This window comes from Terrirubrum flagellatum (assembly GCF_022059845.1).
Taxonomy (GTDB): domain Bacteria; phylum Pseudomonadota; class Alphaproteobacteria; order Rhizobiales; family Beijerinckiaceae; genus Terrirubrum; species Terrirubrum flagellatum.
Genome location: NZ_CP091851.1, coordinates 1,949,537 through 1,961,963, shown reverse-complemented (window position 1 = coordinate 1,961,963; position 12,427 = coordinate 1,949,537). Strand labels below are relative to the sequence as shown.

The following is a 12,427-nucleotide window of genomic DNA, read 5'->3' as shown; positions in this document are numbered from 1 at the left end:
CTCGCGCGGCGTTTCAGGCATCTGGTTTCGACCCGAAGCGGACCTCAGCGCCGGCGTGATCTTTTTGGGCGAGTTGCATGATCAGGCCGGAACGTATGTCAGCCTGATCGCGCGCTCGCCAATTCGATCGTTCGCGACGAGGCGGAGCGGTGGCCGCGGGCCGGCGAAAAATGGCTTGCCGCGACCAAGCACGACCGGGTGGAGGTAAAGCCGATACTCATCGACGAGACCCAGGTCGGTCAGGCTTTGCGCCAGATGCGGTCCAGAGACTGAAATCTCTCCGACATGTTGAGCCTTCAGCCCGCGTATGACCGTTTCGACGTCATCCGCGACAAGTGTGGCGTTGGGGCCGACCGACTTCAGCGAGCGCGACACGACCCATTTCGGCAAGCTCCGCCACGCCGTCGCGAAGTCGCGCAGCTCGGGCGCCCATTCAGGATGGTCTTCGTCCCAATAGCGCATGACCTCGTACATGCGGCGGCCATAGACGCTCCCGGTGACGCCGCGCACATGCTCTATCCAGTGACGAAAGAGCGCGGGATCGGGTGAAAATTTGTCGTGGTCGACATACCCATCCAGGGACTGGTTCATTCCGAAGACGATCTTCGCCATGTTGCAAATCTCCCTGTCAGCTTCTTCAGTGCGGCCTTCGCGTCCTCACGCCGCTCCAGCTTTCTCGCGCGCGCGGCGCGCCACGACTTCGAGATAGGCGGCCTGAAGCCGCGCCAGCACTGACTCCCGCTTCGGCGCATTGGGACGCGCGCCGAGATGGAGGTCGCGCAGCTCCTCCATGAAATCCTCCCACATCACTGGTCCGCCGCGCTCCAGGAGTTCGGCGCGAATGCTCAGCTCCTCGCTAACCGGGAGATGCCTGCGGCCCCAGACCGCCATCTGGGCGAGGATGGGCAGGAGCTGGATGCCGCGTTCGGTGAGGCTGTAGATCGCCTTCTGCTTGTGGCTGGGATCGTCGACCTTCGTGATGATCCCTTGCTCCGTCAGCGTCTTCAGCCGGTCGGCGAGGATATTCGAGGAGATGCGCTCCTCTGATTTCGTCAGCAGCTCCCGGAAATGCCGGCGGTTGCCGAACATCATGTCGCGGATGATCAAAAGGCTCCAGCGATCGCCGAGCACCTCGAGCGTCAGGTTGATCGGGCAGCCCGACCGGTAGGCCTCGTCCATGGCGAATCCGAAAAGCGCGCTTTCCCTCAAAAAAAACCGATTGCATTATCGCACCAGTCTCGCTAGAACGCAACCAGTTGCAAATCACAAGCGGAAATCTGGAGGAAAAGCAATGTCGAAACTTCGTGTGAGCAGTTTTGCGATTTCACTGGATGGATATGGCGCGGGTCCGGACCAGAGTCTCAAGAACCCGCTCGGGGTCGGCGGCGAAGCCCTGCACGAATGGTTCTTTCCCACCCGCACCTTCAAAAAGATGTCCGGCCAGGACGGCGTCGTGAATGTTGACGACGGGTTCGCCGCCCGCGGCTTCGAGAATGTCGGCGCCTGGATTCTCGGCCGCAACATGTTCGGACCGATCCGCGGCGAGTGGCCTGACGAGAACTGGAAGGGCTGGTGGGGCGCCAACCCTCCCTATCACTGCCCGGTCTTCGTCCTGACCCACCATGCCCGCGCCCCGATCGAGATGGAGGGCGGCACCACCTTCCACTTCGTGACATCAGGAATCCACGCCGCGCTGGAGCGGGCGCGGGAAGCGGCCGAAGGCAAGGACGTCAGGGTCGGAGGCGGCGCCTCCACGATCCGGCAGTATCTCGAGGCCGGACTTATCGACGAGATGCATCTTGCGATTTCGCCGATCCTGCTCGGTTCAGGCGAGCCCCTTCTCGCCGGCCTCGATCTCGTCAAACTTGGCTATGCCGTCAGCGAAAAGGTCGCGACGGAGGCCGCGACGCATGTCGTTATCATCAGATCTAGCGAACGCCTCTAACGCCCCGTGGAGCCGTCCATGTCGCTTACTCTCTACTATCATCCGCTCTCGTCCTTCTGTCAGAAGGCGGTGATCGCCTTCTACGAGGCGGACGTTCCCTTCACGCCCTATCTGCTGGACAGCGCCGAAGCCTACGCCGAGGTCAAACGGCTCTGGCCGATCGGCAAATTTCCGATCATGCGGGACGAGGCGCGCGATCTCATCGTGCCGGAATCGACCTTGATCATCGAATATATCGCGGCGCGCTTTCCCGCCGCGGCGCGTCTTGCGCCGGAGAGCCCTGACAAGGCGCGCGACGTGCGTCTCGGCGATCGCTTCTATGATCTCTACGTCAACATGGAGATGCAGAAGATCGTCGGCGACCGCAGGCGTCCCGCCGATGCGAAAGACCCGCACGGCGTCGCCGAATCCCGCGCAAAGCTGAAGACCTGCTACGACATGATCGAGCTTGGGATGAGGTCGCAGCGTTGGGCCGCCGGCGAAGAATTCACCATGGCCGACTGCGCCGCCGCGCCGGCGCTGTTCTACGCCAATCTCTGCGAGCCCTTCGGCGATGCGCATCCGGCGACGGCTGCCTATTACGAGCGGTTAAAGGCGCGTCCCTCAGTGGCGAGAACGTTTGAAGAGGCGAAACCTTACTTCCACCTGTTCCCTCAGTAAGGGGCCCGGAAGCCTCAATAGGGAGTCCGGCACAAGAAAGATCAAGAAAGATAACGCGCGCGACTCAATCGACCCTTGCCCGCGTGTTCTCGAACTCGCGCCTCACGGGGCGCGATCGGGCAACAGCGCGGCGAGCATCGCCGGCAGACGGTCCTCGGCGAAATCGCGCACGCGATGAGCGCCGCCCCCTTGGGCGAAGCGGCCCTCGATCGCCAGATGCGCGAAGCCGTGAACCGCTGACCAGCAGCCGAGCATGAGCGTCTGCGCCTCGGCGTCGAGCGGCGCGTCGGACGCGAGGCCGAGATAGGCGCGCATCGCAGTTTCGAGCTGGCCATAGGCTTGCCCGGCGGCGGCATGGAGCCGCGGATCGTCATTCAGCAGATCCTTTCGGTACATCAGCTTGAACCGGCCGGGAAAGGCGAGGGCGAAGCGAACATAGCCGAGCCCGGACACGCGCAACTGCGCGCTAGGCCCCGACCCGGTGGAATGGGCGTCCCTGAGAAATCGCGTCAGTTCCTCATAGCCGCCGATGGCCACCTCGGTGAGCAGGCCGGCGACGCTGGCGAAATGATGGGCCGGCGCTGCGGCCGAGACCCCGGCCCGGCGCGCGGCTTCTCGCAGCGTGAATCCCTCGACGCCGCGCTCGGCTAGGATCGCGTCGGCCGCGGCGATCAGAGCTTCGCGCAGCGCGCCATGATGATATTGCCGGGGCGCCAACGCCTTCTTTTTTATTTTGCGCTGCGCCGCAGCGGTTTTTCGTCCTGTCATAAACCGTCTTTACACTGTTCAGATTTTGCTCTAGCGTAATCTTAACATCATTCAGATTGAGGTGGAAGCGATCATGCTTCAATGCGACCTTCTGCGCTTCGTCGCGGAATGGCGGCGCGAACCTTTGCGCGTCGCCGCGATTGCGCCGTCGAGCGACGCGCTGGCGCGGCTGATCACGTCGGAGATTTCCGCGGCCTCCGCGCCGGTGATCGAGCTTGGGCCCGGCACGGGCGCGTTCACGCGGGCGCTGCTCGCGCGAGGCGTGCCCGAGAACCAGCTCGCGCTCATCGAGATCGGGTCCGATTTCGCGCGCCTGCTGGCGCATCGCTTTCCGCACGCGACCGTGCGCTGGATGGATGCGGCGCGACTGGGCGAAGTCGCTCTTGTTCCTGGCGCGTGGGCGGGCGCGGTGGTGAGCGGACTGCCGCTTCTTTCGATGTCGCCGCGCAAGGTCCTGGCGATCCTCGACGGCGCCTTCGCTCAAATGCGCGACGGCGGCGCGTTCTATCAATTCACCTACGGCCCGCGCTGTCCCGTGTCGCGCACGCTGCTCGATCGTCTTGGACTGAAGGCGATCCGGATCGGCTCCACTTTCGCCAATCTCCCGCCCGCCTCCGTCTATCGCATCCGTCGGCGTTCCGCGCGTCGCCTTTCGGCGCCGCCGCAATCGGATGCGGCGCGCAACGAAGGGGAGATTCGCCAATGAGCGCAGATCCGCCGCTGTCGCCGAACCGCCGCCGCATGCTGACGATGGCCGGCTCGACAGCGGGCGCGGCGGCAGGCTTCGCCGCCGGCGTCGCGCTCGGCCAAGGGGCTCGTCCGGCCTCACAGCGGCCAAGCGGGCGTCGGCGCTTCGATGGCAAGGTTGTCGCCATCACCGGCGCCACGTCGGGAATCGGCCGCGCCGCCGCGAAGGCGTTCGCCGCCGAAGGCGCGAAAGTAGCTTTCTGCGGTCGTCGCGAGGAGCTGGGCCGCGCGGTCGAAGCCGAAATCAGCCTCGAAGGCGGCGAGGCGTTCTATGTTCGCGCCGACGTCAGGGTCGAGGACGACGTGCAAGCTTTCATCGCCGCAACGGTCGCGCGCTATGGCGGACTCAACGTCGCTTTCAACAATGCGGGCGTCACGCTTGAAAAGCCGCTTCACGCACTGAGCGCGAGCGAATTCGACGACGTGATCGGGACAAATTTGCGCGGCGTTTTTCTCGCCATCAAATATCAGGCGCCGCACCTGATCGCCGCTGGCGGCGGCGCGATCGTCGTCACCGCCTCCTCCAACGCGATCGCTACTCAGGCGAAGCGCGCCGCCTACACCGCCAGCAAGCGCGCGCTGATCGGCCTCGTGCAGTCCGCCGCGCTCGATTACGCCGACAAAGGGGTGCGTATAAACGCGCTTCTTCCCGGCACAACCAATACGGATTTCGTGCGGCGCGTCGCCGGCATGCAGAATGCGCCTGACGCGGTCTGGAACGTCGCCGCGGCGCAGTGGGCGAAATTGAATGTTCCCGGGTTCGGCCGAATGGCGACGGCGGAAGAGATCGCTGCGGCGGCGCTGACGCTGGCGTCCGACGACCACGCCTTCATGACCGGCTCGTCCTTCGTCATTGACGGCGGCAAGACCGCGCATGCCTGAGACAAGCGACGCCGGAGGCGACGCCGACGCGCGACACGCTGTTCCCGCAATGAGAGCCGCGCCGGATCAATGACATTGCGTGATCAGATGCGCCCGGTCGAAGCGCCGGGCCGCAAGATCGTCGCGCCTGATCCAGACATAAACCTGTCCATTGTCGCCCCAGGTCACGCCGCCTTTCTCGTCCGTGCCGATCTGGGCGAGCATCAGCCAGTCGGACGCGGTCGCCCGCACCGGCTCCAGCTCAGGGGCGCGATAGGCCGCGCTGTCGCCGCAATAATGCCCGGCGGTCACCAGCGCGCATTCCGTCTGCATGTCGCCTTGGATGGGCGTCGGCCAGCCGCCGATGCGATGACATTTCCAGTCCACGCCGCCTTCCGTCGCATACATGTTGTCGTCGTCGCCCCACCAGTCTTGCAATTGTTCGACGCAGTCCGCGGAGAGAGCGAGACCGAGATTTTCGACATTTTCGGGCGGCGTGGGCGTGACGCAGGGGTTGGCGACGCAGGCGAGCGGACGCAGGCGCCATTCCTGCGGCGAGGGAACGATCGGCGTTGGCGCGTCGCGCCGCGTTAGCGTCTCGCCGACATCCTGAAACAGCGCGGCGAATGCGACCCTGTCATTGGGATCGAAGCCCCACGGCGCTTCGATAAGATCGAAGAACAGCGACAGCACGCCGCTTCGCGGCATATCAGGATCGAGCGGTCCCGCGGCCCACATCTCCGCGAAATTGATTTGCGCGAGAAAGCCGAGAGGAAAAGGGTTTTCGACGATGCGGATGCGATCGGCGCTTTCCTTGCTGAAGGCGACGCGCTGCTCCGGCGTCGCCCATGACCAGGCGCTGTCCGGGTTTGCGATATCGCGCCGCAAATGCTTCGTGCGGGCTTCGATATCGGGATAGGCGGGCCTGATCGGCCATGCGACGCTGGCGGGCAGATCTGGGCGGCCGCCGATTTTCGTCGCGCCGATGGCGATCTTGTCTTCGGAGTCGACGGCCCGGGTTTTCAGCCAGATTGTGGGCTTGGCGGAAGCAGCAAGAAGCCGCGCATCGTCAGGCTCCAATTCGGCCTCGATCAAGACGTCTTCGATCTCGGACGACGAGCGAAACATTTTCAGGCCTCAAATCTGAAGATGAAATACGAGCTTCGCATGTTCGCGCGCCGGCGATCATGCGAGACGTCGATCAACTGAAGATGGTGCCGCCCGATCTGAGCTTCTGACGAAGCTTCAGGCAGGTGGGGCCGGCCGCGCCTTTGATATCAAGCGCCTTGAGCACGGCGTCGGCGCCGCGGCGCGGCCGGATCGCTTGACGCGTCGCGTCGGAATAGCCGATCGGCAGGCAATAGCCGTAGCCATACTCGATGTCAGCGCCGTCCCCGACTTCGGCCCAGATGTCCTCGCCGTAGAAGAATTTCGTCGTCAGCAATCCCGTCACGATGAGCGAGGAGTCGCCGAAGGCGTTGATGATCATGTCGCGCGATTGCAGATCGCCATCGATAAAGACGCACTTGCCATATTCGCTGGAGAAGGAGAGGGAGATCACATCGCCGAGCACGATGAATAGGCCGCCCTCGTCGAAGCCTTTCTCGTTGGGATTCTGCAGATCGATCAATCCGTCGACGATGAGGTCGCCCAGGATGAGCATACAGTAGCCCGGCGCCTGGAAATTGCCTTTCACCCTGAGCGGGCCGCGATGGATCATGAAATCGGGGCCGTTCCAGCCATCGCCGGTCGCAGGTCTGAAACGCGCATATTGCTTGCGAAACGTATCGGTCGAAGGCGCGCGTGTGAGTTCGTCGGCGAACTGTTCAGGCGTGACCTGCTCGAACTCGCCCATGGTTGGCTCCAATCAAAGTCGATTGAAGGCCGCGTTCCCCGGACGCCTGCCTGGCGTTAATCATAGCGGGCGCTTCGACATCGGTCATGTGCGCGATCGCACAGAAGCGTGGCGCGAGCTCGCGTCAGTTGCGAGTTTCAGGCGCTTTGACGCGCGCGCTCCAGACCGCGCGCAATGATCTGATCGAGCGCGTCGCGATAGGCGATGGCAAGCCCGGAAAAACTGCGAACCTGTAAGCGCCATCAGGCGGATGAGCGTCGCCATGGCCGGCAATTGACAGCGGCCGGGGTTATTTTAAGCTTAAAATAATTGGCCGTAGCGGCCGGGAACGCCCTGTTGGCGAATTCTTCGTTCTCGTCCCGCCGCAGAGCGACGAACGTCTGGAGGATCGCCATGATTGATATGCCCGGGCGCAAAGCGCGGCTCCTCGCCGCGAGCGTCGCGCTTCTTATCTCGATGGCGCTTGGCTCAGGCGGCGCGCTTGCGCAGGCGGCTGATCTGGTTGCGATCAACGGCAAGGTGTTTACGGCCGACGATCGCGCGCCGCTCGTCGAAGCTTTCGCGGTGAAGGACGGGAAATTCATTGCGGTCGGCGCGTCCGAGGCCGTGCTGAAAACCGCGGGGCCGAACAGCAGGGTCATCGATTTGAAGGGCCGCTTCGTCGCGCCAGGGCTTGCGGACGGCCATTTTCACAACGAGGGCGGCGGCCCCGGCGTCGATCTCTCGGACACGCGGTCGATGGCGGAGCTGATGGCGGCGGTCGAGGAGGCCGCGAAGAAAGCCGTCCCCGGAGATTTGATCATCAGCAATTCGGATTGGCATGAGGCGCAGCTCAAGGAGCAGCGGCTGCCAACGGCGAAAGAGCTCGACAGGGTCTCGCCGAACAATCCGCTCGTGCTGGTGCGCGGCGGCCACGACTACATTCTCAACAGCGCGGCGCTGCGCAAATACAACATCACGAAGGACACGCCGGAGCCGGCCGGCGGCGCCATCACCCGGGACGCCGACGGCGAACTCACCGGCGAACTGATCGACAACGCGAAGAATTTCGTGAAGCTGCCATCGCCGCGCTCGGTCACCGTCGATGACGTGCTGACGACGCAGCGCAGACTCAACGCATACGGAATCACCAGCGTTCGCGTGCCGGGCGGCTACAAGGGCGAATTCTCACAGGCGCTCAACGCGATCCTCGAAGCGCGCAAGAGCGGCCAGCTCACGCTGCGCTACACCATCTATTTGCCGGGGTTCGGCGTGCGCCAGCCGGAGCGCATTCTCGACATCATCGCGAAATCGCCGCTGAAACAGGACGAGGGCGACGAATGGGTGCGCATCGGCGGGATTAAATTGCTGGTGGACGGCGGGTTCGAGGGTGGACTGATGTCGAAGCCGTTCGCTGGCCCGTATGGCAAGGGAGGCACGTTCTTCGGCCTCATGGTGGTGCCCAAGGCCGACTTCACCAGGGTCGTTCGCGCAATCAATGACGCGGGCTGGCGCGCGACGACGCACGCTGTCGGCGATGCTGGCCTCGATCAGGTGCTTGAAGCCTACGAGGCCGCGAACGCGGATCATCCGCTCGCCGGAAAGCGATGGGCGGTCGAGCATCTTTTCGTATCGCGGCCCGAGCAGCTCGAGCGCATGAAGAAGCTCGATCTTGCGCTGTCGGTGCAAGACCATCTCTATCTCGCGGCGCCCGCGCTGAAGAATTATCTCGGCGCGGAGCGGGCGAGCCAGGTGACGCCGGTGAAGACCTATCTGGACGCGGGATTCCTCGTCGTCGGCGGCACGGATTCGCCGGTGGTGCCGTTCAATCCGTTCTGGGAGCTTTATCACTTTCTGACGCGGGACACGATTTCCGACGGCGTCTACGGCGCCAACGAGCGCGTTCCTTCGCGCGAAGAATTGTTGCGCATGATCACGATCAATTACGCCAGGCTCACCGGCGAAGCCGATATCAAAGGCTCGATCACGCCGGGCAAGCTCGCCGATTTTGCGGTGCTATCGGACGATCTCCTGACGGTCGCGGAGAAGAGGATTCCCCAGATGAAGGCGATGCTGACCTATGTCGGCGGAAAGGAAGCCTACAGGGATCCGACCATGCAGTAGGCGAGGGCGGCGCGACGCCGCCGTTCCCCTTCTCCCCGTGACAACGGGGAGAAGGTGGCGCGAAGCGCCGGATGAGGGGCGGCGCTAATCGTCAAGATTGAGTTACGAACGCCCCTCACCCGGTTTGCTTCGCTCCGCTCGCAAACACCCTCTCCCCGTTGAGACGGGGAGAGGGAAGCGCGGCGCGATCGTTCATCGATGCGCGCCGGCCCGTGCAAGCCCATGCGCGATGATCTGATCGAGAACGTCGCGATAGGCGACGCCGCTCGCCGCCAGCGCCTTGGCGTACATGCTGATGTCGGTGAAGCCGGGGATCGTGTTGATCTCGTTGATGACGAAGCTCATGTCCGGCTTGGCGAAGAAATCGACGCGCGCGACGGCGTCGCAGCCGAGCGCGTGGAACGCCTTCTCCGCCATCGCTCTGACGCGCGTTGTCGCCTCATCGGACAGATGCGCGGGAATGCTGAGAACGGCGCCATCCGGATCGATATATTTGGCGTCGTAGCTATAGAAGCCATGGCTTGAAGCCGCCGCGATCTCTCCGGGCAGCGAGACGAAGATCGAGCCGTCCGCGCGCTCCAGCACGCTGCACTCGACCTCGCGGCCCTGCACGAACTCCTCGATCAGGATCTTCACGTCGTGCTTGAAGGCTTCGACGAGCGCGGCGCTGAATTCTTCCGCCGTCGCCGCCTTGCTCACGCCGACCGACGATCCCTGACGCGCCGGTTTGACGAAAACAGGCGCGCCGAGCTGCGCAACGACATTCTCAAATGAAATCGTCTCGCCGCGACGCAGCGTGATCGAGCGCGCCACGGGCAGCCCCGCCTCGCGCAGCAGGCGCTTCGCGATCTCCTTGTCGATCGCGACAGCCGATCCCAGGATGCCGCAGCCGGCGAGGGGAACGCCCGCCACCGCCGCCAGCCCCTGCACCGAACCGTCCTCGCCATCCATGCCGTGCAGCACCGGAAAGAGAATGCCGATGTCGGGGAGATCGCGCGCGCCGCGAGCTTCATCGAGGCTGAGAAGACGTCCGCGTCCTCCCGGCATCAGGCAGACTTCCGCGCCATGTTCCGAAAGCGCCTCCGGCAGAACGCCATTTTCAAGTTCGAGAAGACGCCATCGCCCGTCGCGCGAAATGAAGATCGGAACGACGTCGTACTTCGCGGGATCGAGCCCCTTCACGACATTGCGCGCGGAGAGGACCGAAACATCATGCTCCGCCGAGCGGCCGCCGAAGAGCACCGCAACCCGCAATCTGGTCATATGTCCCGAACCCGTTTGTCCCGACCTCACAATCGTTACTGCGAATTAAGGAAGAGTAACGGCGTTCCCAGCAGGGCGCCGAGCATGCTAAAAGAAAGTCATGGACACGCTCCTTGCCCGCATCACTTCGGAACCCGGCAAGCTGGGCGGCCGGCCATGTCTGCGCGGCCTGCGCATCAGGGTCTCCGATGTGCTTGATCTCCTCGCGGCGGGTCTGTCTCATGCCGAGATCATCGCCGAACTCCCGGACCTTGAGCCCGAGGACATCAAGGCGGCGCTCGCTTTCGCCGCCCAGAGAGTCGATCACCCGCTGATCGCCGCCGAGTGACGATCTGGCTCGACAATCATCTGTCGCCTGCCTTGGCGCGATGGATTGAAGCCGAGTTTCGCATTCCTTGCCGCCAGATTCGAGACTTGGGGTTGGCTCGAGCCTCTGGCCGCGCGGTTTTCGAAGCGGCGCGACGCGAGGCCCGGATCCTGATCACGAAGGATCGCGACTTCGCGGAATTGTCCGCTCGCTTTGGTTCGCCGCCCGCCGTCCTCCTTCTGGCCATAGGCAATAGTTCAACGGCGCATCTTGTCGCCACTCTGAGCAAGACCTTGCCCACGGCTATGAGCTTGATCGATTCGGGCGAGTCGCTTGTGGAAATCGGCGCTGATCTCTCCTGATCGTCCGCAAAGCGCCGCAAGGGCGGGACCATCGATGCAAATTGCAAAAGGGCGCCTCGCGGCGCCCTTTCGTAGGAAGCAATCTTCGACCGATCAGGCCGAGTAGTACATGACATACTCGACCGGGTGCGGCGTGTGCTCGAACTTGATCACTTCCTGCATCTTCAGCTCGATATAGCTGTCGATGAAGTCGTCGTTGAACACGCCGCCGGCCTTGAGGAAGCCGCGGTTCTTGTCGAGCGACTGGAGCGCTTCGCGCAAGCTGCCGCACACCGTCGGGATCTTCTTCAATTCCTTCGGCGGGAGATCGTAGAGGTCCTTGTCCATCGACGGGCCCGGATCGATCTTGTTCACGATGCCGTCCATGCCGGCCATCAGCAGCGCCGAGAAGCCGAGATAGGGGTTCGCCATCGGATCGGGGAAGCGAACCTCGACGCGCTTGGCCTTCGGGTTCGTCGTCCACGGAATGCGGCACGACGCCGAACGGTTGCGCGAGGAGTAGGCCAGCAGCACCGGCGCCTCGAAGCCCGGGACCAGACGCTTGTAGGAGTTGGTCGACGGGTTGGTGAAGGCGTTCACGGCCTTGGCGTTCTTGATCACGCCTCCGATGAACCACAGGCACTCCTGGCTGAGGTCGGCGTACTTGTTGCCGGCGAAGACAGGCTTGCCGCCCTTCCAGATCGAGAAGTGGCAGTGCATGCCCGAGCCGTTGTCGCCATAGACCGGCTTCGGCATGAAGGTCGCGGTCTTGCCGTAGCTCTGCGCCACGTTGTGGATGCAGTACTTATAAATCTGGAGCTGGTCGGCCATCTTGACCAGCGTATCGAACTTCATGCCAAGCTCGTGCTGGGCGGACGCGACCTCGTGGTGATGCTTCTCGATGGTGACGCCCATCGAGCCCATCGCCGCGAGCATCTCGCCGCGCATATCCTGGGCCGAATCCAGCGGCGGCACCGGGAAATAGCCGGCCTTGACCTGGATGCGGTGGCCCATATTGCCGCCTTCATAGTCGGTCTGGCCGTTGATCGGCAGCTCGGAGTGATCGAGCTTGTAGCCGGTGTTGTACATGTCGGCCGAGAACTTCACGTCGTCGAAGACGAAGAATTCGGCTTCCGGACCGACATAGACCGTGTCGCCCACGCCCTGCGACTTCACATAGGCTTCCGCCGCCTTGGCGATGCTGCGCGGGTCGCGATTGTAGGACTGGCCGGTCGACGGTTCGAGAATGTCGCAGTTGATGACCATGGTGGACGCCGCGAAGAACGGGTCCATCGCCGCCGACGCAATGTCAGGCATCAGGATCATGTCGGACTCGTTGATCGCCTTCCAGCCCGCGATCGACGAACCGTCGAACATGATGCCGTCCGTGAACATGTCGTCATCGACCATGGTTACGTCATAGGTCAGGTGCTGCCACTTGCCGCGCGGATCGGTAAAACGGAAATCGACATACTTGACGTCGTCGTCCTTGAGTTTCTTCAGGACGTCCTTGGCGGTTTTCATGAGTGTGGCCCCTGTTGGAAGGCGGTTACGGGACTGGGAAATGCGGAAAGGGC

Annotated in this window: 14 protein-coding genes; 7 read left to right on the top strand and 7 right to left on the bottom strand. The window is 63.3% G+C overall.

Features of this window, described 5'->3' with window-relative positions; genetic code table 11:
• Window positions 1–81: 81 nt before the first annotated feature.
• Both L8F45_RS09560 and L8F45_RS09555 read right to left on the bottom strand, forming a co-directional pair.
• The gene (locus L8F45_RS09560) at window positions 82–612 is read right to left on the bottom strand and encodes a dihydrofolate reductase family protein (protein WP_342362642.1); all 531 of its coding nucleotides are present in this window, start codon (window positions 610–612) and stop codon (window positions 82–84) included.
• Between the two features lie 45 nt (window positions 613–657).
• Window positions 658–1,179, bottom strand: coding sequence for a winged helix-turn-helix transcriptional regulator (locus L8F45_RS09555; protein WP_342362641.1), 522 nt, complete (start codon window positions 1,177–1,179; stop codon window positions 658–660).
• A 112-nt stretch (window positions 1,180–1,291) separates the two neighbouring features.
• Between L8F45_RS09555 and L8F45_RS09550 the strand changes: the two genes are divergently transcribed.
• On the top strand, window positions 1,292–1,945 hold the full coding sequence (locus L8F45_RS09550; protein WP_342362640.1) for a dihydrofolate reductase family protein: 654 nt from the start codon (window positions 1,292–1,294) through the stop codon (window positions 1,943–1,945).
• An 18-nt stretch (window positions 1,946–1,963) separates the two neighbouring features.
• The gene (locus L8F45_RS09545; RefSeq protein WP_342362639.1) at window positions 1,964–2,605 is read left to right on the top strand and encodes a glutathione S-transferase family protein; all 642 of its coding nucleotides are present in this window, start codon (window positions 1,964–1,966) and stop codon (window positions 2,603–2,605) included.
• A gap of 102 nt (window positions 2,606–2,707) precedes the next feature.
• On the opposite strand, the gene L8F45_RS09540 is transcribed toward L8F45_RS09545, so the two are convergent.
• Complete coding sequence (locus L8F45_RS09540; protein ID WP_342362638.1) at window positions 2,708–3,322, bottom strand: TetR/AcrR family transcriptional regulator; 615 nt, start codon at window positions 3,320–3,322, stop codon at window positions 2,708–2,710.
• A 124-nt stretch (window positions 3,323–3,446) separates the two neighbouring features.
• Here L8F45_RS09540 and L8F45_RS09535 point away from each other — a divergent pair, with 124 nt between their 5' ends.
• Both L8F45_RS09535 and L8F45_RS09530 read left to right on the top strand, forming a co-directional pair.
• The gene (locus L8F45_RS09535) at window positions 3,447–4,079 is read left to right on the top strand and encodes a class I SAM-dependent methyltransferase (protein WP_342362637.1); all 633 of its coding nucleotides are present in this window, start codon (window positions 3,447–3,449) and stop codon (window positions 4,077–4,079) included.
• Window positions 4,076–5,002, top strand: a complete 927-nt coding sequence (locus L8F45_RS09530; protein ID WP_342362636.1) for an SDR family NAD(P)-dependent oxidoreductase — start codon at window positions 4,076–4,078, stop codon at window positions 5,000–5,002. The genes L8F45_RS09535 and L8F45_RS09530 overlap by 4 nt, the downstream gene beginning before the upstream one ends.
• A 66-nt stretch (window positions 5,003–5,068) precedes the next feature.
• Here the strand turns inward: L8F45_RS09530 and L8F45_RS09525 are convergent, their stop codons facing one another.
• A complete protein-coding gene (locus L8F45_RS09525) occupies window positions 5,069–6,109 on the bottom strand; it encodes a YwqG family protein (RefSeq protein WP_342362635.1) in 1,041 nt (346 codons plus the stop codon).
• Between the two features lie 73 nt (window positions 6,110–6,182).
• Entirely contained in the window at window positions 6,183–6,836 is a 654-nt protein-coding gene (locus L8F45_RS09520) for a hypothetical protein (protein WP_342362634.1), read from the bottom strand.
• 393 nt (window positions 6,837–7,229) lie between these two features.
• On the opposite strand from L8F45_RS09520, the gene L8F45_RS09515 reads away from it, so the two are divergent.
• Complete coding sequence (locus L8F45_RS09515; RefSeq protein WP_342362633.1) at window positions 7,230–8,939, top strand: amidohydrolase; 1,710 nt, start codon at window positions 7,230–7,232, stop codon at window positions 8,937–8,939.
• Window positions 8,940–9,131: 192 nt separating this feature from the next.
• On the opposite strand, the gene L8F45_RS09510 is transcribed toward L8F45_RS09515, so the two are convergent.
• On the bottom strand, window positions 9,132–10,202 hold the full coding sequence (locus tag L8F45_RS09510) for a D-alanine--D-alanine ligase family protein (protein ID WP_342362632.1): 1,071 nt from the start codon (window positions 10,200–10,202) through the stop codon (window positions 9,132–9,134).
• A 100-nt stretch (window positions 10,203–10,302) separates the two neighbouring features.
• On the opposite strand from L8F45_RS09510, the gene L8F45_RS09505 reads away from it, so the two are divergent.
• Both L8F45_RS09505 and L8F45_RS09500 read left to right on the top strand, forming a co-directional pair.
• The gene (locus L8F45_RS09505; RefSeq protein ID WP_342362631.1) at window positions 10,303–10,530 is read left to right on the top strand and encodes a DUF433 domain-containing protein; all 228 of its coding nucleotides are present in this window, start codon (window positions 10,303–10,305) and stop codon (window positions 10,528–10,530) included.
• Window positions 10,527–10,871 (top strand): DUF5615 family PIN-like protein, encoded by a 345-nt coding sequence (locus L8F45_RS09500; RefSeq protein WP_342362630.1) that lies wholly within the window; start codon window positions 10,527–10,529, stop codon window positions 10,869–10,871. Before L8F45_RS09505 ends, L8F45_RS09500 begins: the two co-directional genes overlap by 4 nt.
• A gap of 93 nt (window positions 10,872–10,964) precedes the next feature.
• Here the strand turns inward: L8F45_RS09500 and glnA are convergent, their stop codons facing one another.
• The gene (glnA, locus tag L8F45_RS09495; protein ID WP_342362629.1) at window positions 10,965–12,374 is read right to left on the bottom strand and encodes a type I glutamate--ammonia ligase; all 1,410 of its coding nucleotides are present in this window, start codon (window positions 12,372–12,374) and stop codon (window positions 10,965–10,967) included.
• Between the last annotated feature and the right edge of the window lie 53 nt (window positions 12,375–12,427).

Bases quoted from the DNA above. Each gene is read 5' to 3' on its own strand.
- L8F45_RS09510 (WP_342362632.1), bottom strand. From the start codon at position 10,202: ATGACCAGATTGCGGGTTGCGGTGCTCTTCGGCGGCCGCTCGGCGGAG.
- L8F45_RS09555 (WP_342362641.1), bottom strand. From the start codon at position 1,179: ATGGACGAGGCCTACCGGTCGGGCTGCCCGATCAACCTGACGCTCGAG.
- L8F45_RS09560 (WP_342362642.1), bottom strand. From the start codon at position 612: ATGGCGAAGATCGTCTTCGGAATGAACCAGTCCCTGGATGGGTATGTC.
- L8F45_RS09535 (WP_342362637.1), top strand. From the start codon at position 3,447: ATGCTTCAATGCGACCTTCTGCGCTTCGTCGCGGAATGGCGGCGCGAA.
- L8F45_RS09550 (WP_342362640.1), top strand. From the start codon at position 1,292: ATGTCGAAACTTCGTGTGAGCAGTTTTGCGATTTCACTGGATGGATAT.
- L8F45_RS09545 (WP_342362639.1), top strand. From the start codon at position 1,964: ATGTCGCTTACTCTCTACTATCATCCGCTCTCGTCCTTCTGTCAGAAG.
- L8F45_RS09515 (WP_342362633.1), top strand. From the start codon at position 7,230: ATGATTGATATGCCCGGGCGCAAAGCGCGGCTCCTCGCCGCGAGCGTC.
- L8F45_RS09520 (WP_342362634.1), bottom strand. From the start codon at position 6,836: ATGGGCGAGTTCGAGCAGGTCACGCCTGAACAGTTCGCCGACGAACTC.
- L8F45_RS09505 (WP_342362631.1), top strand. From the start codon at position 10,303: ATGGACACGCTCCTTGCCCGCATCACTTCGGAACCCGGCAAGCTGGGC.
- glnA (WP_342362629.1), bottom strand. From the start codon at position 12,374: ATGAAAACCGCCAAGGACGTCCTGAAGAAACTCAAGGACGACGACGTC.
- L8F45_RS09530 (WP_342362636.1), top strand. From the start codon at position 4,076: ATGAGCGCAGATCCGCCGCTGTCGCCGAACCGCCGCCGCATGCTGACG.
- L8F45_RS09525 (WP_342362635.1), bottom strand. From the start codon at position 6,109: ATGTTTCGCTCGTCGTCCGAGATCGAAGACGTCTTGATCGAGGCCGAA.